This window comes from Actinomadura napierensis (assembly GCF_039529375.1).
In the GTDB taxonomy this organism is placed as follows: domain Bacteria; phylum Actinomycetota; class Actinomycetes; order Streptosporangiales; family Streptosporangiaceae; genus Spirillospora; species Spirillospora napierensis.
Genome location: NZ_BAAAMR010000012.1, coordinates 26,691 through 49,075, shown reverse-complemented (window position 1 = coordinate 49,075; position 22,385 = coordinate 26,691). Strand labels below are relative to the sequence as shown.

The 22,385-nt window shown below is 69.9% G+C and carries 19 protein-coding genes, 1 tRNA gene and 1 pseudogene; 12 read left to right on the top strand and 9 right to left on the bottom strand.

Annotated elements, in window-relative coordinates; genetic code table 11:
* Positions 1 to 84: 84 nt before the first annotated feature.
* The 3 genes and pseudogenes from ABD296_RS09550 to ABD296_RS09540 form a co-directional block, all read left to right on the top strand.
* A pseudogene (locus ABD296_RS09550) lies at positions 85 to 1,032 on the top strand (GNAT family N-acetyltransferase); the annotation flags it as partial.
* Between the two features lie 74 nt (positions 1,033 to 1,106).
* A complete protein-coding gene (locus tag ABD296_RS09545; protein WP_344263777.1) occupies positions 1,107 to 2,726 on the top strand; it encodes an acetate--CoA ligase family protein in 1,620 nt (539 codons plus the stop codon).
* Between the two features lie 743 nt (positions 2,727 to 3,469).
* Positions 3,470 to 3,682 (top strand): hypothetical protein, encoded by a 213-nt coding sequence (locus tag ABD296_RS09540; protein ID WP_344263775.1) that lies wholly within the window; start codon positions 3,470 to 3,472, stop codon positions 3,680 to 3,682.
* Positions 3,683 to 3,703: 21 nt separating this feature from the next.
* Here ABD296_RS09540 and ABD296_RS50540 read toward each other — a convergent pair whose 3' ends face one another.
* Complete coding sequence (locus ABD296_RS50540; protein ID WP_407061463.1) at positions 3,704 to 4,075, bottom strand: integrase core domain-containing protein; 372 nt, start codon at positions 4,073 to 4,075, stop codon at positions 3,704 to 3,706.
* Positions 4,076 to 4,356: 281 nt separating this feature from the next.
* Positions 4,357 to 5,475: a hypothetical protein gene (locus ABD296_RS09535; protein WP_344263773.1), complete on the bottom strand. Its 1,119-nt coding sequence runs from the start codon at positions 5,473 to 5,475 to the stop codon at positions 4,357 to 4,359.
* Positions 5,476 to 6,076: 601 nt separating this feature from the next.
* Here ABD296_RS09535 and ABD296_RS09530 point away from each other — a divergent pair.
* On the top strand, positions 6,077 to 7,267 hold the full coding sequence (locus tag ABD296_RS09530) for a tyrosine-type recombinase/integrase (protein WP_344263771.1): 1,191 nt from the start codon (positions 6,077 to 6,079) through the stop codon (positions 7,265 to 7,267).
* Positions 7,268 to 7,503: 236 nt separating this feature from the next.
* Here the strand turns inward: ABD296_RS09530 and ABD296_RS09525 are convergent.
* A tRNA-Lys gene (locus ABD296_RS09525) sits at positions 7,504 to 7,579 on the bottom strand.
* Between the two features lie 43 nt (positions 7,580 to 7,622).
* Positions 7,623 to 8,909: a cytochrome P450 gene (locus ABD296_RS09520; protein ID WP_344263769.1), complete on the bottom strand. Its 1,287-nt coding sequence runs from the start codon at positions 8,907 to 8,909 to the stop codon at positions 7,623 to 7,625.
* Here ABD296_RS09520 and ABD296_RS09515 point away from each other — a divergent pair.
* Both ABD296_RS09515 and ABD296_RS09510 read left to right on the top strand, forming a co-directional pair.
* Complete coding sequence (locus ABD296_RS09515; RefSeq protein WP_344263767.1) at positions 8,904 to 9,341, top strand: PaaI family thioesterase; 438 nt, start codon at positions 8,904 to 8,906, stop codon at positions 9,339 to 9,341. The genes ABD296_RS09520 and ABD296_RS09515 overlap by 6 nt on opposite strands.
* A gap of 1 nt (position 9,342) precedes the next feature.
* On the top strand, positions 9,343 to 10,044 hold the full coding sequence (locus ABD296_RS09510; protein ID WP_344263765.1) for a dienelactone hydrolase family protein: 702 nt from the start codon (positions 9,343 to 9,345) through the stop codon (positions 10,042 to 10,044).
* On the opposite strand, the gene ABD296_RS09505 is transcribed toward ABD296_RS09510, so the two are convergent.
* Entirely contained in the window at positions 10,039 to 10,908 is an 870-nt protein-coding gene (locus ABD296_RS09505; RefSeq protein WP_344263762.1) for an ADP-ribosylglycohydrolase family protein, read from the bottom strand. The two genes, ABD296_RS09510 and ABD296_RS09505, sit on opposite strands and share 6 nt — an antisense overlap.
* Positions 10,905 to 13,538, bottom strand: a complete 2,634-nt coding sequence (locus ABD296_RS09500; RefSeq protein ID WP_344263760.1) for a helix-turn-helix transcriptional regulator — start codon at positions 13,536 to 13,538, stop codon at positions 10,905 to 10,907. Before ABD296_RS09500 ends, ABD296_RS09505 begins: the two co-directional genes overlap by 4 nt.
* Before the next feature lie 101 nt (positions 13,539 to 13,639).
* Here ABD296_RS09500 and ABD296_RS09495 point away from each other — a divergent pair, with 101 nt between their 5' ends.
* A complete protein-coding gene (locus tag ABD296_RS09495) occupies positions 13,640 to 14,713 on the top strand; it encodes an alkene reductase (RefSeq protein WP_344263758.1) in 1,074 nt (357 codons plus the stop codon).
* A gap of 132 nt (positions 14,714 to 14,845) precedes the next feature.
* Here the strand turns inward: ABD296_RS09495 and ABD296_RS09490 are convergent, their stop codons facing one another.
* Positions 14,846 to 15,169, bottom strand: coding sequence for a C40 family peptidase (locus ABD296_RS09490; RefSeq protein ID WP_344263923.1), 324 nt, complete (start codon positions 15,167 to 15,169; stop codon positions 14,846 to 14,848).
* A 1,079-nt stretch (positions 15,170 to 16,248) separates the two neighbouring features.
* Between ABD296_RS09490 and ABD296_RS09485 the strand changes: the two genes are divergently transcribed.
* From ABD296_RS09485 to ABD296_RS09465, 5 genes are all read left to right on the top strand, one after another.
* Positions 16,249 to 17,598: a glycoside hydrolase family 1 protein gene (locus tag ABD296_RS09485; protein WP_344263756.1), complete on the top strand. Its 1,350-nt coding sequence runs from the start codon at positions 16,249 to 16,251 to the stop codon at positions 17,596 to 17,598.
* Positions 17,599 to 17,666: 68 nt separating this feature from the next.
* On the top strand, positions 17,667 to 18,062 hold the full coding sequence (locus ABD296_RS09480; protein WP_344263754.1) for an SCO5389 family protein: 396 nt from the start codon (positions 17,667 to 17,669) through the stop codon (positions 18,060 to 18,062).
* Between the two features lie 479 nt (positions 18,063 to 18,541).
* Positions 18,542 to 19,183, top strand: coding sequence for a hypothetical protein (locus ABD296_RS09475; protein WP_344263752.1), 642 nt, complete (start codon positions 18,542 to 18,544; stop codon positions 19,181 to 19,183).
* Positions 19,180 to 19,416 carry a BON domain-containing protein gene (locus tag ABD296_RS09470; RefSeq protein ID WP_344263750.1) on the top strand — a complete coding sequence of 79 codons (237 nt, stop codon included), beginning with the start codon at positions 19,180 to 19,182 and terminating at the stop codon, positions 19,414 to 19,416. Before ABD296_RS09475 ends, ABD296_RS09470 begins: the two co-directional genes overlap by 4 nt.
* Positions 19,413 to 20,171, top strand: coding sequence for a metallophosphoesterase family protein (locus ABD296_RS09465; RefSeq protein WP_344263748.1), 759 nt, complete (start codon positions 19,413 to 19,415; stop codon positions 20,169 to 20,171). Before ABD296_RS09470 ends, ABD296_RS09465 begins: the two co-directional genes overlap by 4 nt.
* 217 nt (positions 20,172 to 20,388) lie before the next feature.
* Here the strand turns inward: ABD296_RS09465 and ABD296_RS09460 are convergent, their stop codons facing one another.
* Together ABD296_RS09460 and ABD296_RS09455 are read right to left on the bottom strand one after the other, a co-directional pair.
* The gene (locus ABD296_RS09460; RefSeq protein ID WP_344263746.1) at positions 20,389 to 21,402 is read right to left on the bottom strand and encodes a DNA topoisomerase IB; all 1,014 of its coding nucleotides are present in this window, start codon (positions 21,400 to 21,402) and stop codon (positions 20,389 to 20,391) included.
* A gap of 7 nt (positions 21,403 to 21,409) precedes the next feature.
* Entirely contained in the window at positions 21,410 to 22,258 is an 849-nt protein-coding gene (locus ABD296_RS09455) for an SDR family oxidoreductase (protein WP_344263744.1), read from the bottom strand.
* Positions 22,259 to 22,385: the final 127 nt, after the last annotated feature.

Genomic DNA, 22,385 nt, shown 5'->3' with positions numbered 1-22,385 from the left:
CGGGTGGCGTGTGGGCCGAAGGTCCCTCGATGATGTGACGTTAGGGGGCTGAACCGCCCGACCTTGCCGTCGGAGGCTGGGAGAATGAGGGCACAGACGTTCAGCGGTCGGGTGTACGCGCTGCTCACCGACGGTACGCAGGCGGAGATCAGGCGGCTTGTCGAGACCGATCGCGAGGCGGTGTGCGCGCTGCACCGCGAACTCAGCGACGAGAGCCTGTACCGGCGGTTCTTCGGGCTGAACCGGGCCATGGCGGACAGGATCGCCGAACAGGTCTGCCGCCCGGACGGCTCCGGGCACGCGGCGCTGGGCGCATGGCTTAGCGGCGAACTCGTCGGCATCGCGGAGTACGAACCGTCCGACACGGACGGCGAGGCGGAGATCGCGATGGCCGTCGCCGACCGGATGCACCACCGCGGTGTCGGCACCCTGCTGCTGGAACATCTGGGGTCGCTGGCCCGGGAGAGCGCGGTCGTGGCGTTCCGGGCCGACACCCTGGCGGAGAACGGGCCGATGCTGCGCGTCTTCGCCGACGCCGGACTGCCCGCGAAGCGCCGCGTGTCGTCCGGCGTCGTCGAGATCACGATGCCGCTGGTGTCCGATGAGCACTACCTGGACGTGGTGGCCGAGCGGGAGCGGAGCGCCGACGTCGCCAGCCTCATGCCGCTGTTCCGGCCCCGTGCCGTGGCGGTCGTCGGCGTGAGCCGGCGGGCGGGCACGGTCGGCGCGTCCGTCCTGCGCAACATCACGTTGGGTGGCTATGCGGGACGGCTGTACGCGGTCAATCCGCGCGCCGCCGGCACCCAGCTGCATGGGGCGCCGTGCGTCGCCGCGGTGTCCGACTTGCCGGAGCTGGTCGACCTCGCCGTCCTCACCGTCCCGGCGGACGCGGTGGTCGCGGCGGCGGCCGAGTGCGGGGCCTTCGACATCCCGGCCATCGTCGTGATCACGTCTGGCCTGTCCGCCGACCAGGGCGGCGAGTTGCTGGCGGCCTGTCGGGAGAACGGCATCCGGCTGGTCGGTCCGAATTGCCTCGGAGTGGCCGACACGAGCAGCGAGCTGGATGCCACCTTCGCGGCGCGCCGCTCGTTGCCGGGACGGCCGGGGTGGCGGTGCAGTCGGGCGGCGTCGGTATCGCCCTCATCGATCACCTCTCCCGCCTGGGCATCGGCGTATCGTCCTTCGCGTCCCTGGGCGACAAGTACGACGTCAGCGCCAACGACATGCTCATGTGGTGGGAGTCGGAGCCGACTACGCGGCTGGGGTTGCTGCACGTGGAGTCCTTCGGCAGCCCGCGCAAGTTCGCCCGCACGGCGCGCCGGGTGGCGTCCCGGATGCCGCTGCTGACGGTCCTGGCGGGGCGTTCAGAGCCGGGCACCAGAGCGGCGGCGTCGCACACGGCCGCCGCCGCCACGCCGGAGGCCACCCGCCGGGCCCTGTTCGAGCAGGCCGGCATTATCGCGACCGATGACCTCGGCGAGCTGGTGGACGCCGCAGCGATGCTGGCGAGCCAAGCGGCGCCCACCGGACCGCGCGTGGCCGTGGTGTCCAACGCCGGGGGCGCGGGCGTCCTGGCCGCCGACGCCTGCGCCGACGTCGGCCTCACCGTGCCCGGCCTGGACCCGGCCACGCAGCACCGCCTGACCGCACTGCTTCCCGACAGCGCCGCCGTCACCGATCCCGTCGACACCACGGCCGGCGTCTCCGCCGAGACCTTCGAGCATGCGCTCACCCAGGTCGCGGCCGACCCGTCGGTCGACGCCGTCCTCGCCGTCGTGGCACCGACCGCCCTGGCTGATCTGACCGGTGCGCTGGTCGGCTGCGCCAAGCCCATCGCCGCCGTCGTCCTGGGCCAACCGGAGAGCGTGCTGATCTCGGATCGAGGGATACCCTGCTACGCCTACCCGGAGAACGCCGCTCGCGCGCTGGCGCACGCCTGGTCCTACACGCGGCGGCGCGACAGGGCGCCCGGCCTACCGCCCGCTTTGCCGGACCTGCGCGCCGATGAGGCGTCCTGCCTCATCAGCGGTTTCCTTGCGGAAAAGGCGGACGGCGGCTGGCTGCCGCCCGTCCAGACGTTCCAGCTGCTGGAGTCCTACAGGCTGCCGGTGGCGCCGTGGCGCTGGGCGCGGACGGAGCAGGAGGCGATCGATGCGGCCGCCGACCTGGCCGGCCCGGTGGTGTTGAAGGCCGATGTCGAGGGCGTCCTGCACAAGACCGCGGCCGGGGCCCTGCAACTGGACCTGCGCGGGCCCGGGGATGTCCGCAGCGCCTACCGGTGGCTGGCCGACCGGTTCGGGGAAGGGCTCCGTGGAGTGCTCGTGCAGCGGATGGCCGCGGAGGGCGTCGAGGTGCTGTGCGGCGCGGTGCAGGACGACGTCTTCGGCCCGGTCGTGATCTTCGGATCGGGCGGCGTCGACACCGAGGCCCTGGCCGACCGAGCCGCCCGGCTGGCGCCGCTCACCGACCAGGAGGCCGGCGAACTGGTCGGCGAGCCGCGGGTGTCGGCGGTCCTCGCCGGCCATGCCGCCCGTCCCGCTGGCGATCTGCCGGCGCTGCGCGACGCGCTGCTGCGCCTCTCCCGGCTCGTGGCCGACCACCCGGAAATCGCCGAACTCGACCTCAACCCCACCGTCGTCCGCCCGGACGGGGTCGTGGCCGTCGACGCGCGCATCCGGCTGGCCCCGCGCCAGGTCTGGGACCCCTACCTGCGCCGCCTCCGCTGAGGCGCCGGCCTACCGCTGTGAGGGCCACCCTGCCAAGACGCGGCGGGAGGGACCTTCGTCCCGGCGACGTCCATCGTTTGTGGGCCGAACTCTTTCCGGTGGTTCCGGTGACGATCCTGCGCTGGCACCGTGCCCTGGTCGCCCGTAAGTGGACTTTCACTGATCGGCGCCGTCCAGGTCGCCCCTGGACAGGTGCGGCGATCAGCACGCTGATCCTGCGGATGGCGCGGGAGGACTCGGCGTGGGGGCATCGGCGGCTCCAAGGCGAGTTGGCCCGTCTCGGCTACACGATCGGGGCGTCGACGGTGTGGAGATCCTGTACGCAGCCGGTATCGATCCGGCACCGCGTCGGGCGGAGCCGAGGTGGCGGCAGTTCTTGACTGCTCAAGCACACGCGATCATCGCTTGCGACTTCGTGGTGGTGGAGACGGTCCTGCTCAAGCGGCTCTATGTGCTGGTGTTCATCGAGCACGGCGCCCGCAGAGTGCATCTGGGCGGGGTGGCCGCGTGCCCGACGGGGGCGTGGGCGGTGCAGCAGGCCCGCAACCTGGCCATGGGCCTGGCCGACCGCATCGGCACGTTACGCTTCCTCATCCACGACCGCGTCCCGGTCTTCACCGGCGCCTTCGATGAGGTGTTCAAAGCCGAAGGTGTCCGGATCATCAGGACCCTTCCGCGGACGCCGCGGATGAACGCCATCTGCGAAGGGGGGCGGAACCCTTCGTTGCGAACTGCTGGGCCGGGTGTTGATCCTGGGGGAGCGGCACCTGGTCTTGGTGCTCGGCGAGTACCTGGATCACTACAACGGCCATCGGCCGCACCAAGCTCGAAACCAACGCCCCCCGGACACCGAAGCCCAGCCCATCCAGGACCCGGTCGAACTCAACGACCTGCGATCCATCCGGCGAAGACCCGTCGTCACCGGCGTGATCAACGAATACCACCACGCCGCATAACTGCAGCTCAGGCCACGTAACTCAATAATCGAGCGGGACAGGTTCAGGTGGGGGAGCAGGCGGTCGTTGTCCCAGGGAGCGATGCGGACGATGGCCGTTGAGATGATCGGCATAGACCCTCGACACGGCTTCCAGATGGTTCCGAGAGAAGACCAGCAGCCGGTCGGTGCACTCACGGCGGACGCTGCCGGCCCGCCGCTCGCCTGAGCATTTGCTCGTGGGGTCTGCGGTGGTGTCCGCAGTACGGTGATGCTGGCCGCAGTGACCGGCGTCGAGGGCCTCGGAGAACTTGGCGTCCCGGCGCGGACGAGGAAACGAAAACGCTGAGCGCTCTCGTCCAGTTCCATCAGCAGATTCCGGGCCTGGTGCGTCGACTTCCTGCCGGTGATCCACCGCACGTTGACCCGGACCGGGTTTACCAGCGACCACGTCCAGTACTTCAGCGACGCGCTCAAACCATGGATCGCCCCCTCTCTGGCAGACTGCTGTGACACAAGGGATGAATGAGTCCTTCTGATGTCAAGCAGGGCGAGACGGGACGAACAGTGCAGTGGCGATGCCCCTCTCCGAGCAGGCCGCCGTGACCGCGCGGCAGGGTCGGGTGACCGACGAACACGGCGACCAGCAGCCGGGCCGACCGACACATGCCTTCAGAGAGGCTTCAAGATCGCGGTCTAGCTCTTCGCTGGCCACAGCTCCCATCGGTTCGTCCGTCCGCGTCGCACTTCGGCATCAGGGAACTGTTCATGCAACTCGGTCAGGCGCGCCGTGATCTCCGCGATCGGCAATCCCGACGGGATGACGGCCAGAGGTTCCGGCTTGGGTGGCGGCGGCACCGCTGGCTTGTGGCGCTGCTTGTTCGCCTCGCCGGCGGCTAGGAGCATCTCCCGTGCCCCTTGTATCCGCTTCGCCCACCCCGGCCAAGCCGGACATGGGCCGTCGTAGGGCGGCGTCACCCAACCGTGTTTGAATATCGGCGTGGCGCACTCGCTGCACATCTGCTCGGCGGCAAGTTCGGAAACTGCGAGCAGATTGTCGAGCTTGCGCTGTGCCGGGCTGATCTTGAGGCGCAGGTCTGAGCGCTCTTTCCGGTCCTTCGAGGCTTTGTAGGTGGATTGCAGTTCGGAGAGTTGCTTTCGCAGGTCCCGGACCGCGAACTCCCTGTTGTACTTGTACTGAAGGAGTGCCTCTTCCCGCCGTTCCCTGGGCAACCAGCCGTTCTCGTCGATGACTTCTTCCGGGTCTCCCACTTTGGCCTCAAGGCCCTTCACGTTCTCCTGGATACGCTCGAATTTAGTCTCAAGCTCGGCCATCTCCTTCTGGCGCTTGCCTGGATCCATAGCTGAAAAACGCGAACCGTCCCGGAACGCATCCAGGTCCATTTGCAGGTGGTCGAGGATGGACTGATTCTCGATGAGTGAAAGCCGTGCCTGCGTCCGTTGCGGGTCATAGTGCTGCTTGCGCTCCTCGCGCTGTTTGACGGCAGCGGCGCGCTCACGTTCCAGCTTGCGGTCCTCGCGCTCCCAGCGCGCTTCCAACTGCTTCAACGCCAGATGGCGGTGCCCGGGTTCGGCTCGCGTCCACTGATCCATGAGGGTGATCGCCTCATCGAGTTCGGCCTGGCGCTCATCGAGGATCCACGGGTTCCATCTGCTGTCGCGGTTGATCTCGCCGAAGAGCGTCCGCGCCGCGATGAATTCCTCGGCCGTGGTGGTCGCGCCGGGCTTCGGCTTCCAGAGCATGCCGTCGATCTCGATGACGCCTTCGGGGGGCGTTGCTGACGTCGCTGCCATCGCTTCGACCTCCGTCCGTCTGACGATGCCCTCAGTGTGCACACGCTTAGGCGCACGACTCGCCGAGTTTCCGTGATCCCATCGTGCAGGGGGACCGCCCGTAACGGCGCTCTTCGTACACCAGGTCGGTCCGATGCCAGGTGGCCGGGCGGGTCAGGAGAACCAGAACGACGCAGGCAGATCCGACCATCGGCGTCTGAGCGAGGTGCCCTGGTTTCCGTGATGGGAGGCAAACCAGGAGGAGCTTGTGTCGCCCTGGCCCGAGGCTGTGCTGTCGTGCTCGGTAGGCCAGTCTGTCGCCGTCCGTGATGGTCGACGCATCCACTGCAGACCCACCCTGCCCTTTATGAGAAGAGCGAGGAGTGCCGGTGGCGTGTACCGGCGATGTGGCTGCGAGGATCCAGACACCGGCCGCACCTTGGGCAGCAGGTGCCAGCGGTTGGCGGCCGAGCGCAGCCACGGCAGCTGGTACCTGCGACTGGAACTGGGGACCGGGACGGATGGTCGTCGGCGCCGTGTCCGCCGTGGCGGTTTCCAGACCCGTAAATCCGCTCTAGAGGCGCTGGTGCGGTTGCGTGGCCCGGCTGGGAGTCCGCTTACGGTGGCCGAGTGGCTGCAGCGGTGGCTGGAAAACCACCGGGGCGCGCCGTCCACGGTGACCGGTTACGCAGATCATGTGCGTCGGTATCTGACCCCGTTGCTGGGGCATCTGCTGCTGGCGGAAGTGGCGGTAGCGCATGTGGAGGAGATATTCCAGGTCATCACCCGCGAGCATCAGGCCGCGGGCCGGCGGTTGTCGGCCGCGACGCTGGATCGGATCCGCGCGACGCTGCGGGCGGCGATGAACGCGGCGTTGCGGGCGGGGCTGGTGGAGGAGAACCCGGCGTCGCTGGTGGCGTTGCCTCCGACCCGGCGACCTCGGGCGGTGGTGTGGACCGCCGCCCGTGTCCAGCACTGGCGCGAGACCGGGGAGCGGCCCGCCGTGGCCGTCTGGACCGCTGCTCAGACGGCCCAGTTCCTGGACGCGATCGCCGGGCATCGTCTGTATGCGGCCTACCATCTGATCGCGTTGCGCGGGCTGCGGCGCGGTGAGGCAGCCGGGCTGCGCTGGTGCGATGTCGACCTGGACGAGGGAACCGCGGTGATCTGCCGCCAACTGCAGCCCAGGGACGGGCGGCTGACGGTATGCCCGCCCAAGACCGCGCACAGCACCCGGGTGATCGCGCTGGACCGCACCACCATCGCGGCGTTGTGCGTGCACCGCTCCCGGCAGCAGGCAGAGGCGGATGCCTATGGCGAGGGGTACCGGGACAGCGGGTATGTCTTCACCAACCTCAACGGTGACCCGGTCGCCCCGGGCCGGCTCACCCACGTGCTCCAGAAACTGATCGCCGAGCACGATGTGCCGCCGATCCGGCTGCACGACCTGCGGCACGGCGCGGCCACTCTGGCGCTGGCGGCCGGGGTGGAATTGAAGGTGGTGCAGGAGATGCTCGGGCATTCCAGCATCGTGCTGACCGCGGACACCTACACCTCCGTGCTCCCCGAGGTCGCGCACACCGCCGCGGAGAAGACCGCCGCGTACCTGCTCCGCGCGGCCGGTGTGGTGCCTGGCACCACCCAGCGCCGGGGCCGTGCACCGGCCCGGCGTCGACGGCGGGTGGCGGGCCATACCCGGGCTGGCCTGGTGCGGCGCCGGTCGAGCGCTCAGCGTCCCGAACCGGTGTGGCATCGCATCCGGGCTCGGCCTGCTGTTCGGGTTCGCGTCGATAACACGGCTTCTGCGGTGTAATCGAGAGCATTCGCTCCCTGTCCTTGCTCGTCGACCTGTGAGGGACTAACCGCATACCGGAGGCGCGGCGGCTGCGAGCAACTCGGCGCGGGAACTCGGCCTTGCCTTTCGCCAGGATTGGGCGCCACGGGGTGTTCGGCTTGGCCTGCGTGCATGGCGGCCCCAGGGCGGCCTCAGTCCGGCCCCAGGCATGACCACCAACAGTCTACAGAAGCCGCGTTTGCCCTGGTCAGGGGTGGTGGGTCGCGTGGGACTCGAACCCACAACCTACGGATTAAAAGTCCGGAGCTCTGCCAATTGAGCTAGCGACCCGTCCAGCAAGCGTACCGAGAGGGGGGAGGGGTTCGCGACGGGGTTACCGGGTGGGGGTGAGGTGGACGGGGAGGTGCTTGAGGCCGTTCTGGAAGTTGGAGGCCAGGCGGGCGGGGGGACCGGTGCGGTCGATGCGGTGGGGGAGGAGTTCGCGGAAGATCGCGCGCATCTGGGTGCGGGCCAGGTGGGCGCCGAGGCAGAAGTGGGGGCCGAAGCCGAAGCTGACGTGGTCGTTGGGGGTGCGGGTGACGTCGAAGCGGTCCGGGTCGGAGAAGACGGTCTCGTCGCGGTTGGCGGACGCGTGGTAGACGACGACCTTCTGGCCGGCCTTGATGTCGCGGCCGGAGAGGGTGAGGTCGGTGGTGGCGGTGCGGCGGAAGTCCATGACGGGCGGCCAGTAGCGGAGCATCTCCTCGACGGCGGAGGGGAGCAGGGACGGGTCGGCGCGGAGGCGGGCGAGTTCGGACGGGTGGTCGAGGAGGGTGAGGAGGCCGCCCGGGATGCCGTTGCGCAGCGTTTCGTTGCCGGCGACGGCGAACAGGAAGAACATGTTCTCGAACTCGTGGGAGGTGAGTCCGCCTTCGAGCATGCGGGACATGATGTCGTCCGACGGGTTCTGCTTCTTGACGGCTGCCAGTGCGTGGGCGTAGGCGAACATGTCCGCGAGGGCGGCGTAGGAGCGCGGGTTGATGGGGCGGCCGTCCGGGTGGACGAACGAGGCGGGGCGGTACTGCATGGCCTCCTGGGCCATCGGGCTCATGGCGGCGGTGTCGGCCGTGGAGAGACCGGCGTACTCGTCGTCTTGGTAGCCGATGACGCGGGACGCCCAGTCGTACAGGAGTCGGCGGTCGCTGTCGGGGACGCCCATGATGTGGGCCAGCGTCCACACGGGGAGGTCTGCGGCCAACTCGACGAAGTCGGTTTCCTTATGGAGGGCCGAGGCGATGAGGGCGCGCGCTCGTTGGTCGATGGTCTGCTCTAGAGCGCGTATTGCGCGGGGCGTAAAGGCCGCTGCGACGATGCGGCGCAGGCGGGAGTGGTCGGGCGGGTCCTGGTTCAGCATCATCGCGCGGACGAACGCCAGGTCTTCGGGCGTGTCGGGGTCGCGGATCTGGGTGGCGCCGAGGTTGGACGAGAAGAGGTCGGGGGAGCGCAGGACGTGCTTCACGTCGGCGTGGGAGAAGACCGCCCAGTAGCCGCTGCCTGCGGGCCAGGAGCCTACGGCGGGTTCCGGGACCCAGGCGACGGGTGATTCCGTGCGCAGTTTCCGGAAGGCGTCATAGGGGACTCCGGCGGCATAGGTGGCGGGCTGGAAGATCTCCTCGTGCATGCCCACAGCGTGCATCATGGCGGTGTGACGTTGAAGCCTGAGGACGCTGCCGGGATCCTTCGTGACAACTTCGCGCCCTGGGTACTGGACCTGGGGCTCGTCGTAGAGGAGGTGGGGGACGGCACCGCAATGCTGCGGCTGCCGTGGTCCAAACGGTTGGCGCGTGAGGGCGGCGCCATGTCGGGGCAGGCGTTGATGGCGGCTGCTGACACCGCCGTCGTCATCGCTGTGGCGGGCGCCAAGGGCGGCTTCGTTCCCATGACGACGGTTCAGCTGAACACGTCGTTCATGCGTCCCGTTATGGGGACGGACGTGCTGGTGACGGTGACGCTAGGGAAGCTGGGGCGGACGCTGGCGTTCGCCGACATCGTGATGGCGGCCGGCGACGCGACGGTCGCGCGGGCGAGCGCCGTGTACGCGATCATCGGGTGACATGACCCGAATCGAAATGGTGAAGGTGCCGGACGGAGAGTTCCGCCTGCACGTGTGGACGCCCGAGAGCGGGCGGGGTCCGGGGATCCTGCTCTTCCAGGAGATCTTCGGTGTGGGCGAGTACATGGAGGCGGTCGCCGCGGACCTGACGGCGATGGGCTACGTGGTGGCCGCTCCGGACATGTTCTGGCGGATCCAACCGAACTGGACGACGAAGCACACCGAAGAGGCACTGCCTAAGGGGATGTCCATGGTGTCCCAGTTCGACTGGGACAAGGGCCAGGACGACGCGGAGGCGGCGCTGGGAGCTCTCAAGGGCCTGCCGGAGGTCGACGGACGGGTGGGTGTCGTCGGGTTCTGCTTCGGCGGGACGCTGGCGTATCTGCTCGCTACACGGGCTGAGGCGGATGCCGTGGTGTCGTTCTACGGCAGTGGTGTTCCCGGGGCGCTCGGGGCGCTCGACGCCGTGCGGTCGCCGTTGCAGTTCCACTTCGGCGGGTCCGACGACTACATCCCGCGGGAGGACGTCGCGGCCGTCGAGCGCGCCGTAGAGGGGCGGGACCGGATGGAGATCCACGTCCAGGAGGACGGCGGGCACGCCTTCCACAACCGGAAGGCTCCGATGTTCTACCAGCCGGAGCCGGCGGACCGGGCATGGCGCCTCACGGAGGAGTTCCTCGGCCGCTACCTCCCCGCCTCATAGCGCGGCCTGTAGGCACCACTTAGGGAGCGGCTCGGTTTCGGCGAGCCAGGCTGCGGGTGGACGTCCGATGATGCCGCCGACTATCGCGCAGGTGGTGTCGATGTCGCCGCCCGCAGCAGCCGTGGCCCAGAAGGCCCGCTCGAAGTCGCCGAGATGGTGGGCCGCAGACCAGAGTGTGAACGGCACTGTGTCGTGTGCGGCGACCTGGCGGCCGTTGCCCAGGACGGCTGCGGCGGTCGCCGGGTCGCCGATGGTCAGCAGCCGGCGCGCTTCGGCGATGCCTTGGCGAACCGTGCCCTGTGGCGTGTGCTCCAGGACCTCATCTAGGAAGCCGCCCGGTGACGGGTTGCCGGGTGCGATGGCCGCGGCCACGCCTACGGCGATCGCACCCGCGATGGCCTCGGGATGGGGGTGTGTTATCTCCGAGGCAAGGGCCGCTTGGCGGGCGGCCTCGGACGGGTCGCCTGCGAACCAGGCCCCCAGTGGCGCCACACGCATCGCGGCGCCGTTGCCCCAGGAACCCATACCGTCGAAGGGTTCGCGGGCGAGCGTCCGCCAGTCGCCGCCTTCTCGCACGAGCCGCAACAGACGCCCTGTGGACGGACCATAACCGCGGTCGAAATCGTGGTGTTCGGCAAAGCTCTCTGCAAGGGCGTTCTGGTCGACAGTGCCGTGCTTGCAGAGGACGAGATGGATGGACGCGGCCATCTCCGTATCGTCCGTCCACTGCCATGGGCCTGGCGGAAGGGTCTGGGCCTCGAAGGCGGGGCGGTTCTCGGGGACGAAGAACTGGGATCCGAGTGCGTCCCCTACGGAGAGGGCGAGGAGCGAGGCGTGCGAGCGTTCGGCGGCGGTTGTGGTCATGTGGAGGAGGGTTCCACGGTTAGGCGGGAGAGCTCCTTGCGGGAGGAGATGCCGAGCTTGGGATAGGCCTTGTAGAGGTGGTACTCGACCGTCCGGGGGCTGAGGAACAGTTGCGCCGCGATCTCGCGGCTGCTGATGCCCTTTGCGGCGAGGCGTACGACCTGGAGTTCCTGGGGGGTGAGGCGGTCGAGGAGCACCGGCGCGGTGGGGATCGATGTAGAGCCGGACTCACCGGTGGCGCGCAGTTCGGCGCGTGCGCGGTCCAGCCAGGGCTTCGCGCGTAGCCGCTCGAAGATTTCTATGGCGGATCGAAGAGGCGTACGGGCGTCGGAGCGACGACGGGCCCTGCGTAGCCACTCTCCGTAGAGAAGCTCGGTTCGCGCTCTTTCGAATGGGCGCGTCGCCTTTTCGTGTAGGCGGACGGCTTGTTCGTAGGGTTCTGCGCTGTCGGCCAGCAGGGCTTCGCATCGCAGGGCGGTCGCCAATGCCCAGGGCTGCTGCACGGCGTCGGCCCAGGCGCGGAACCGGGCGAGTGGTGCGCGGGCGCGTTCGGGTCGTCCGGCGCGCATAGCGGCCTCTATCAGGTCCGCTGTAGCGAGCATGGTGTCCGCACTGTACTGGTGGGGGACGGCCTCCAGGTGGCGGAGCGCGTCGTCATATCGTCCGAGCCCGAGTTCGAGGAGGCCCAGCGCCCCGCCGGTCTTCTCCGGCATGTCGCGCAGCCGGGACTCGTCGCCCTCGACCGCCGCCACGCGGGCGAACACGGCGGAGAGCCGCCACTCGTCGTTGGGCAGGCCGGTGTCGCAGGCGAGCGAGATCGCCTCGATCAGCGTGGCCTCCGCGTCCGTGTGCCGGCCCGTCGCGACCTGGGCCTGCGCCTGCGTCCGCAGGACGCCCGGCAGCGCGCCGATCAGGCCGTTCAGCCGGCAGCGCGCGGCCTCGACGGTGGCCAGCTCCAGCGCCGCCTCGTCGTCGCCGAGGATCAGCGCGAGCCGCGCCGTCTCGTCCAGGTCGGCGGTGACGCCCGGTTCCGGGGTGGTCAGGCGCGCCTGCGCGACCAGACCGGTGAGCAGAGGGACTCCGTGTTCGAGGTCGTCACCGGCCAGTAGTGCGAGACCGCCGACGAACGTGTCGTCCGGCAGCGATTGGGCGGCGCGCAGCAGGGCCGGTCTCTCTCCGGAGGTCCACGCATAGGCGGCGCCTGCCCGCAGCATCGCCGCCCTGTCGTCCCGTGTCGCGTAGGCCGCGTGCTCGACCATCATGCGTGCGGCGGCGCGCCGGTTGCCGCGTTCGTACTCGACTACCGCGCGGACATGTCCTAGGTGTGCGAGTTCCGCTGGGTCGTCGGTGAGCGCACCCGCCTTGGTAGCGAAATCCTCCGCCTCGTCCGGCCGACCGGCTTGAAGCGCCATGTTGGCTGCGGCACGGAACCGTGCGCCGCGTGTGTCCATGTCGGGGCTGAGGTACGCCGCCTGCTCGTAGAGCCTTGCTGCCGTCGCGTAGCCGGTGCGCTTCCGCGCGCGCTCTGCGGCGTCCTGCAAATCGACCGCGACGTCCTCGTCCGGCCCCAGCGCCGCAGACGCACGGTGCCGCGCGCGGCAATCAGCGTCCTCAGAGGAAGACGCCAGTGCCTGATGGACGGTGAGCCGGCAAGCCGCCACAGCACCCTGATAGACGGCGGCCCTGACGAGTGGGTGGCGGAAGGCGATGGACCGTCCGCTCACCTCCACTAGGCCGGCCCGTTCGGCTTGCTCCAGGTCCTCTAGGCCGACGCCCAGTTCGTGCGCGGCGCCGAGCAGGCTCGGCATGTATCCGCGTCCCTCGGCGGCGGCTATGAGCAGCATTAGGCGGGTCTTGTCGGGAAGCTCGTCGATCTGACTCTGGAACCGTGCGATGACGCGGTCGGTGACGGGCAATGGCCGGGAACCGTCCGGCAACCGGGCTCCCGCCATGCCGAACTCGCGTAGCGCCAACGGATTCCCGCCCGATTCGTGAAGGACGCGATCCCGGACGGCCGGCGAAAGGCCATGCCCGGCGAGGAACCGTTCGGCGTCGTCGCGGCCCAGCCGTTCGATGGGCAGTTCGGGGAGGCCGGTGCCGGTGAACGCGTCGTCCCGCGCGGCGAACAGCATCACCACGCCCTCGGCCGCCAGCCGCCGGGCGGCGAACAGGAGCGTCTCGGCGGTCGCGCCGTCGAGCCACTGGACGTCGTCGACCAGGCACAGGACGGGCCCGTCCTCCGCGAGGTCGGCCAGCAGCGTCAGGACGGCGAGACCGGTCGTGAACCGGTCCCGGGCGGGTGGAGCGTCGCCTGACGGCCCGGAGCCGCTCAGCGCGGCTCTCAGCGCCTCCGCCTGCGGTCCGGGCAGGCCGTCGAGCCGGTCGCGGACGGGCCACAGCAGCTGGTTGATCCCGGCGAAAGCGATGCCGGACTCGGCGTCGATCCCGGTGACCCGCAGGACGCGCGCCCCGTCGCCGTCCGCGAGCAGGTCGGCGGCGTGGTCGAGGAGCGCCGACTTGCCGATGCCCGCCTCGCCGCGCAGCAGCAGCGCGCCGCTGCGCCCCTGCTCACGCGCCCCGGCGAGCAGCGAGGAGATCCGTGCCTGTTCGTCGTTCCGCCCGTAAAGCACGAACCCAAACTACGGGGCGTACTACAGCAACCTTACTGATTCGCCGCGTACCGCCCTGCTCGTAGCTTCTTCACCAGCGAGAACGCCACTAGGAGGACGTCATGGAGGAACTGTTCGAGCAGCTGTCGGCCGGGAAGCTGGAGCTGGCCAACAGGTTGGTGATGGCACCGATGACGCGGAGCAGAGCCGTCCACGACGGCAAGGTGACCGCGCTGCAGGCCGAGTACTACGCGCAGCGGGCCGGCGCGGGCCTCATCATCACCGAGGGGACGCAGCCGAGCGTGCGGGGCCAGGGTTATGTGTGGACGCCAGGCCTGCACAGCGACGAGCAGGTGGAGGCGTGGCGGGCGGTCACCGACGCCGTCCACGCGGAGGGAAGCGTCATCTTCGCGCAGCTCATGCACACGGGACGTGTCGGACACCCCTCGCTCTACCCGGACGGTGGCCTCCCCATCGGACCGTCCCCGATCCCTACGGGGGAGCAGATGTGGGCACCGGAGGGGATGCTCGACCACTCGGAACCCAGAGAGATGACCCTGGACGACGTCGCCGAGGCGGTGGACGGCTTCGCCGCTGCGGCGCGCAACGCCATCGCGGCCGGTTTCGACGGTGTGGAACTGCACGGCGCCAACGGCTACCTCATCCACCAGTTCCTGACGGACGGCAGTAACAAGCGGACCGACGCGTACGGCGGGACTATCGAGAACCGCATCCGGTTCGGCGTCGAGGTGGCGAAGGCCGTCGCGGCGGCGATCGGACCCGAACGCGTGGGATTCCGTGTGTCGCCAGGTAGCAACGCCAATGGCGTCAGCGAAAGCGACACCGACGAACTGTACGCCGCGCTGATGGAGGCACTGGCGCCGCTGAGACTCGCGTACCTCCACGTCTTGGAGCTGGGCGACCGTGAGAGGACGCGGCGCGTGCGTGCCGCGTGGCCCGGCACGCTCATCCTCAACCCGCACCCGACGCCGGAATCCTTCCCGGCGAAGCCGGAGTACGGTGTGGACGCGCTGCGCGAGGGCGTCGCGGACGCGGTCGCCTTCGCCGAGATGTGGCTCGCCAACCCGGACCTGCCCGCCCGCATCAAGACCGGGGGCCCCTACAACGAGGCCGACCGAGCCACCTTCTACGGCGGCGACCACCGCGGCTACACCGACTACCCCGCCCTTTCGTAGCCAACTCCAGGTGTGGACTAGGGCTGTGTCAATGGGGCTTGGGCTTGGGGCTTGTTGTGATGTGGACGGTGGTCAGGCCGAGGGCCCCGCGCCGGTGTCGTCCGGTGCGGGGCCCTCGCCTGTGCGTCCGGCTTAGTAACCGGGCCGTACGCCGCCGTTGAACTGGCTCTTGTAGTAGTGGGTCAGCTTGACCTTCTTCACATGCGAGCCCGAGTTGGGCGCGTGAATCATGTAGCCGTGCCCGACGTAGATGCCCACGTGCGACCGGCCGCTATAGAAGAAGAGCAGGTCGCCCGCCTTGGCGCCCTTCCAGGAGACCTTGTGCTTCACCGCGCGGTAGATCTGCTGCGTCGTGCGCGGCAGCTTGACGCCGGCCTTGTGCCAGGATGCCTGCGCCAAGCCCGAGCAGTCCCACGAGCCCGGCCCGGTACCGCCGTACCGGTACGGGTCGCCGATCTGCTTGTAGGCGTACTTGACGGCTACGGCCGCGCGCTTGCCCTGCTTGGCGGCGCGTGACGTCGTGGACGTGGCCTTAGCGGGCGCGGTCTTGGTGCTCGCAGCCTTCGTCCCGGCGGCCTTGGTGGCCGATGTCGCGAGCGTGACACGCTGCGGGACGTTGGTGGCGGCGTCCGCAGGGGCCGCGGTCAGGAGCGTCGCTCCGAGCGCCGTGGTCGCGGTGAGCGCGAGGCCACCAGCGGTGAGTCCGGTCTTCAGGGGGTTTCGGGGGGTATGCAGAATGACTCCAGATCTCGCGGTTGGTGCCTACCGGGCAGCCGTCACCCCGCGTGTGACCGGCGGGGTTCTGGATGCCTCGCGCCCGTTCGGGTGTCCGCGGCGCCATGGGCGGGCGCCGCGGCCTACGGCCGCTTCCGGCTCCGTGCCTCTCGTCTGCACGGATTAGGCGGTCGACGCGGGCTCGCCCGATGTCATGGGGGCGTCCGGTGGGACGGCGCCGGCCGCTGTCTGAGTGGCCGGACACGTGCCTCCGCCGCGCGTCGGTGCGTGTTCTGTTGTCCGAGCGGCATGCCGTGCCGCATGAACCGAGCAGGAACGTAGCCAGACTCGAGTGAGTCAGGCAAATCTCAGGTAGATCACAAAGCCTCTCGGGCGGCCGGGGCGGGAGTGGCGGTAGCCGCCCGGCCTGGGCAAATTAAGATCATTTTCCGGGCTTCTGTGAAGTGGGCCACAAGCTGCGGAAATGCGGCCGATCGGGCCTGGTGGAGCCTGTGCGGCCGGGTGGTTATCCACAGAACGCGATTCCAGTTCCGATGCTCCGGCGGCGGCGTTTGACTGGGCTGGTCGCGGGATCCCGCGGGTTCACCGTCCGAAAGGAGCCGGGCAAATGGTCGCGAAGGTGTTACTTCGGTCACGTCTCTCCAATGCGTGGCGGATCAAGGACCCAGCGTTGCCGGATCCGGCCACGTCCCAGGGATTGACTCCGCCCCCGCGCGGCCCTGTAGTCCGAGAGAGATTCATGTCCGGTGCCCGGAGGGAGTTCCGTGTTCCGCAGGTCCGGCAGAACGCGCCTCGCGCGCGTGCTCCCCGCTCTCGCCCTCGCGGTCGCCGTCACGGTGACCGCCCCGCCCGCCGCCCATGCCCGTACCGGCCCCGCCCCGTCCGCCGCGAAGGCCTCGAAGACCGCCAAGTTCCCCCCTGGGTTCCTGTGGGGCGTCGCCACGTCCGGGTTCCAGGGCGAAGGCTCCTTCCCCGACAGCAACTGGACGCGCTACGTCAAGCGCAAGGCGACCGGGATCAGCGATCCGTACGAGAAGTCGGTCGACTTCCTGCACCGCTACCCGGGCGACATCAAGCTCGCGCGGAACCTGGGCGCGAACGTGTTCCGCACCTCCATCGAGTGGGCGCGGATCGAGCCCAGGCCGGGCGTCCGCGATCCCAAGGCCATCGCCTACTACGACGACCTCATCCGCCGGATCCGCGCCGCCGGCATGCGGCCGATGATCACGCTGGACCACTGGGTGTATCCCGGATGGGTGGCCGACCAGGGCGCCTGGGACAACCCGAAGACGCAGGCGGACTGGCTGCGCAACGCCAGGTTCATCGTCGACCGCTACAAGCACCAGGGGGTCATCTGGATCACGTTCAACGAGGCCAGTGCGTACATGTACAAAGAGCTGACGATGCGGCCGATGGATCTCGGGCAGCTCGCCGCCATGCGGACCGCGATCGTCAAGACCCACCGCGCCGCCTACGACATGATCCACAAGATCGATCCGGGTGCCCCGGTCTCGACGAACGTCGCCTACGGGACGGCGCTGAACGGCATCTTCGACGCCGCCCTGTTCAACGAGGTGACCGACAAGATCGACTTCATCGGCATCGACTACTACTACGGTGCGAACGCGGAGAACCTCACCGCCGGGTACGCGCTGACCGGCGAGTTCTGGAAGATCGACCCGGAGCCGGAGGGGCTGTACTACGTCCTCAAGAGCTATCAGCGGCGGCTGCCGAAGCTGCCGGTGTACGTGGTCGAGAACGGCATGTCGACCGACAACGGCAAGCCCCGCCCGGACGGCTACACCCGCAGCGATCACCTCCGCGACCACATCTACTGGATCCAGCGGGCGATGGCCGACGGCGTCAAGATGATCGGCTACAACTACTGGAGCCTCACCGACAATTACGAGTGGGGCAGTTACCGGCCGCGGTTCGGCCTCTACACGGTGGACGCGCTGACCGACCCGTCCCTGGCCCGCCGTCCGACCGACGCCGTCGCGACGTACCGCTCGATCATCGCGAACCGCGGTGTCCCTTCCGGATACGTGCCGGTCCGGCGACCCGGCTGGTGCTCGGTCGAGGATCCGGTCGCGACCTGTTTCGGCACCACCCCGACCCCGCCCGCCGCCTACCGGATTCCGGCGCGGTGATGCTGGAATGAATATCGTTTTCATGTCACCCTGAATCCGTCCGCACCACGGAGGAAGGGAGCACGGCCATGTCCTTGACCGTCGACGACCAGCTGCTGGAGAAGGCGCTGCGGGACGAGGTGGACCACGCCTCGTTCATCGCGTGCGTCCGCGAGTCACTGCCCTACGCGTGGGAGGTCATCAGCGGCGTCGCCACCCGGATGCGGGACGGGGGCGCCGGGTTCGCCGACAACCAGACCCCGCCGCCGGACGAGCACGCACGCGGCCAGCTGCTGCGCGTCCTCGCCAGCGACGCGATGCGCGGCGCGCTCGAACGGCATTTCGGCGTCCGGCTCGCCTTCCAGAACTGCCACCGCGTCGCAGCCTTCGACCTCGACGCCGACGGCGCCGCCGACCGCCACGCATGCTTTGTCTCGCCCCGAGCCCAGCTCCTGAACCAGTCCCCGGAACTCGTCGACTGCTGACCCGCCCAGCCCCAAGGAACCCCGCCCGGACCGTCCACCATCCACCGTCCACCGGTGGAGCGTCGACGCTATCGACGTAACCCGACCCGCGCCGCCGGGGCGCCCTCGGCGCGCATTCGCCAACCAGCGATGTCGTCCACCGCGGCACGAGCTGGGCGCCCGCGTCAGTCCGGCGCGGCCGCTCCCAGTCGCAAGCGCCCGCGCAGCTTGCTTGTGACGCGGGAGCCCACGTCGGCCGGCCGAGCGGCAGGGAGTTCGGGATGGGTGATCGCGGGTTGCGTGTGTCGACCGCTGGGGCCTGGGGCCGGTGTGCGTGGACGTCCGGACTGCCCCGGGCGTCCACGCCACCCAGTCGCCGGTGGGCGGGTGATCGTGGGGTGTGGTGGTTGGGGGTTGGTTTTGTGGGGGCGGGAGGGGTGGGGGGTGGGTATGAGGTGGGGAAATGGGGGTAGCGGCGCGGTGAGGGGTAGGAGTCGCGTGTGGGGGATGTGCAGACCGGGACGCGGCGCGCGGGGGGCGTGCCGAATCTCGGTGTGGTGCGGGGCAGCGGGTCGCCGGGGCCGGGCGGGGCCGGGGACGGGCTGCTGCTGAGCCTGAAGCGGGCCGCCGCGGCGCTGCGGGACGCGGGGGTCGACTACGCGTTGGCGGGCGGGTTCGCGGCCTATGCGCACGGGGCGGCCGTGTCGACGCACGATGTGGACTTCGTGGTGCGGGAGCGTGACGTCGGGGACGCGCTGGAGGCCCTCGCCGGGGCGGGCATGGGGCATCTGGACAGTCCGGAGAACTGGCTGACCAAGGTCTGCGACGGGGAGCACCTCATCGACCTGATCCACACGCCGTCGGGGCGTCCGGTGGACACCGAGCTGCTGGGGCGGGCCACGGAGATGTCGGTGGGCGCGGTGTACATGCCGGTGCTGCCGGCGACGGACCTGGTGGTCATGCGGCTTCTGGCGTTCAGCGAGACGGCGTGCGACTTCAGCGGGTTTCTGCATGTGAGCCGGGCGCTGCGGGAGCAGGTGGACTGGCCGTACGTGGCCGCGGAGACGGTGGACTCGCCGTACGCGTACGCGTTCCTGGCCCTGCTGTCGCGGCTCGGCGTCATCGAGGGGGGCGTGCCGTGACCGAGTACCTGCCGGCGCACATCCAGGAGGCGCTCACGTCGCGGGCGCACGAGCTGGGCATCCGGGTGGACGTGCGGGGCAACGTCGTGCACCTGCGCGGCGAGGTGGCCAGCGAGGAACGGCGGCGGGCGGTCGAGGAGGCCGCGCGGGCCGCCGCGGAGGGCCACGAGATCTGCAACGAGCTGCACGTCGTCGCGGTGACGGAGCCGGACGGGGAGGAGAGGCTTTCATGATCCGTGTGGCGGCGGCCGGGGACCTGCACGTGGGGGCCGACATGGCCGGGGCGTACCGGGGACGGCTCGGGCGGCTGGCCGGGCAGGCGGACGTGTTCCTCGTCGCGGGCGACCTGACCCGGCACGGGACGGTCGAGGAGGGCCGGGTCGCGGCGGGCGAGCTGCGGGATCTCGGGGTGCCGGTGATCGCGGTGCTCGGCAACCACGACTACCACTCCGACCAGGAGGACGAGATCACCGGCGTCCTCAAGGAGGCGGGGGTGACCGTGCTGGAGGGGGACGGGACGGTCGTGGACTGCGACGGGAAGCGGCTCGGCGTCGCGGGCGGCAAGGGGTTCGGCGGCGGGTTCGAGGGCAGGTGCGCGAGCGATTTCGGCGAACCGGAGATGAAGGCGTTCATCCGGCACACCAAGGCGTTCGCGGACCGGCTCGGGACCGCGCTGCTGGAGCTGGACGCGGACCTGCGGGTGAGCCTGACGCACTACTCGCCCGCCGAGGACACGCTCGAGGGCGAGCCGCCGGAGATCTACCCGTTCCTCGGGAGCTACCTGATGGGCGAGGCGATCGACGCGGCGGCGCCGGCGCTGGCGATCCACGGGCACGCGCACAAGGGGACGGAGAAGGGGATGACGCAGGGCGGCGTCCGGGTGCGGAACGTCGCGCTCCCGGTGATCCAGCACGCCTACGCGCTGTACTGCCTGGACGTGGCGGAGGCGGCGGCGCCCGTCGCGGAGGAGCGGGTCTCCGCGTGGTGACCTTCCCGTGATGGCCGGTGGCCGTGAGATCGCCGGGGAGGGGCGGGGAGGGGCCGGGAGGGGCGGGGCTTCGCGGCCACCGGACGCGGGATGCCGGATGCGGGACGGGGGTCAGGCGCCGGACTCGGGGTGCGGGAGGGGAGTCAGGCGCCGGATGCGGGATGGGGGTCAGGTGCCGGATGCGGGATGGGGGTCAGGTGCCGGATGCGGGTGGGGGTCAGGTGCGGAGCAGGTCCAGGACGGCCTGCTCGGCCGGGCCCTGGGTGGCGAGTTCGCCGGGGGAGGCGTCGACGCCGAGCTTGCCGAGCGCGGGGGAGATCGTCCGGCCTTCCTCGTAGAGCGTGATGATCCGCGGGTCGATGTAGGAGGCGCGCGCCACGGCCGGGGTATTGCCGAGGTACTCGGCGACCTCCTTGACGACGCGGACGACGGCCTTGTGGCGGGCGGTCTCGCCGGTGCCGGCGCCGGTCGAGACGGCGAGCCCGACGGCGGCGAGGACGGTGGCGTGCCAGGTGCGGAAGTCCTTGGCGGTGAAGTCGCCGCCGGTCACCTCGCGGATGAAGTCGTTGATGTCGGCGGCGGTGACGTCGTGCCAGCCGGCGCGGATCCGGTAGGCGAGGAGCTCGGGGGAGTCGTCCTTGCGGCGCATCAGGCCGACGACGACCTTGCAGACGGTCTCCTCCGCGACGGACTGGTACCGGTCCTTCGAGCCCTTCGCCGGGTAGTCGAACGTCACGTGCCCGCGCCGGCACGTCACATGCTCGCGCAGCACGGTGGCCAGCCCGAACGTGCCGTTCTCCGCCGCGTACTCCTCGCTGCCGATCCGGAAGAAGCCGAGGTCGATGAGGCGGACGGCGGCGGACAGCACCCGCTCGCGGCCGTAGCCGCGCGCCGCGAGGTGCCCGGCGAGCGCGTCGCGCACCTTGGGGAGCCGTTCGGCCAGGTCGAGGACGTGGTCGTGCTTCTCGCGGTCGCGTTGCTCGCGCCACGCGCCGTGGTAGAGGTACTGGCGGCGGCCGGCGACGTCGGTGCCCATCGCCTGGATGTGGCCGTCGGCGTCCGGGCATATCCACACGTCCTGCCAGGCGGGCGGGATGACGAGCGCGCGGATCCGCTCCTTCTCCGCCGCGTCGTCCAGCGGGCGGCCGTCCTGGCGGAGGTAGAGGAAGCCCCTGCCGCATTTGCGCCGTCCGAAGCCCGGTTCGGACGGGTCGCTGCGCTGTAACTCCATGGGCGCCTCAGCCCGGATGGATCTCGCCGCCGGCCGGGACGAGCGTCTGGCCCGTGTAGTAGGACGACTGCCTGTTCGCGGCGAAGAAGACATAGGAGGGGGCTATCTCGTCGGGGTCGGCGGGGCGGCCCATCGGGGACTGGCCGCCGAAGCCCTCGACCCGCTCGGCGTCGAACGTGGCGGGGATCAGCGGGGTCCAGACGGGGCCGGGGGCGACGCAGTTGACGCGGATCTCGCGGTCCATCAGGTTCTGCGCGAGGGAGGTGGCGAAGGTCATCGCGGCGGCCTTGCTGGCCGCGTAGTCGATCAGCGTCTTGTTGCCGCGCAGCCCGTTGATGGACCCGGTGAACACGATGGACGACCCGGGCCCCAGGTGGTTCAGGGCCTCCTGGACGGTCCAGAACAGCGCGTACACGTTGACGGCGAACGTCCGCTGGAGTTGCGCGTCGTCGATCTCGCGGACGTCCTTGACCGGGGTCTGCGTGCCGTGGTGCAGGACGAGGACGTCGAGTCCGCCGAGGTCGCGGACGGCGTGCTCGACGGTCTCGCGGCAGTGCCGCTCCTCGGCGAGGTCGCCGCCGAAGGTGAAGCAGCGGCGCCCTTCGGCCTCGACGAGGGACGCGGTGTGCCGGGCGTCGTCGTCCTCTTCGAGGTAGGTGAGGGCGACGTCGGCGCCCTCCTTGGCGAACGCGACGGACACCGCGCGGCCGATGCCCGAGTCGCCGCCGGTGATCAGCGCGCGCCTGCCGTCGAGCAGGCCGCTGCCGGTGTAGTCGCGCATCTCGTCGCGCGGTTCGGGCGTCATGTCCCCGGTGCGGCCTGGGTAGGACTGGCTCTGTGCCGGAGGTTCGGTCATGCCGGACGGGTGCCCGGGGCGCCTCCGGGCAAACGTTCGCCGTATTGTGACTCCCGAGTAACATCGCGCCCGGGCAATCCGCCGGGGTGTGAGCAGAACGTCGGGGTGACGTGTGGGTAACATCATC

Bases quoted from the DNA above. Each gene is read 5' to 3' on its own strand.
- ABD296_RS09535 (WP_344263773.1), bottom strand. From the start codon at position 5,475: ATGGCAGCGACGTCAGCAACGCCCCCCGAAGGCGTCATCGAGATCGAC.
- ABD296_RS09520 (WP_344263769.1), bottom strand. From the start codon at position 8,909: ATGCACGAGGAGATCTTCCAGCCCGCCACCTATGCCGCCGGAGTCCCC.
- ABD296_RS09510 (WP_344263765.1), top strand. From the start codon at position 9,343: ATGACCCGAATCGAAATGGTGAAGGTGCCGGACGGAGAGTTCCGCCTG.
- ABD296_RS09505 (WP_344263762.1), bottom strand. From the start codon at position 10,908: ATGACCACAACCGCCGCCGAACGCTCGCACGCCTCGCTCCTCGCCCTC.
- ABD296_RS09495 (WP_344263758.1), top strand. From the start codon at position 13,640: ATGGAGGAACTGTTCGAGCAGCTGTCGGCCGGGAAGCTGGAGCTGGCC.
- ABD296_RS09480 (WP_344263754.1), top strand. From the start codon at position 17,667: ATGTCCTTGACCGTCGACGACCAGCTGCTGGAGAAGGCGCTGCGGGAC.
- ABD296_RS09465 (WP_344263748.1), top strand. From the start codon at position 19,413: ATGATCCGTGTGGCGGCGGCCGGGGACCTGCACGTGGGGGCCGACATG.
- ABD296_RS09460 (WP_344263746.1), bottom strand. From the start codon at position 21,402: ATGGAGTTACAGCGCAGCGACCCGTCCGAACCGGGCTTCGGACGGCGC.
- ABD296_RS09455 (WP_344263744.1), bottom strand. From the start codon at position 22,258: ATGACCGAACCTCCGGCACAGAGCCAGTCCTACCCAGGCCGCACCGGG.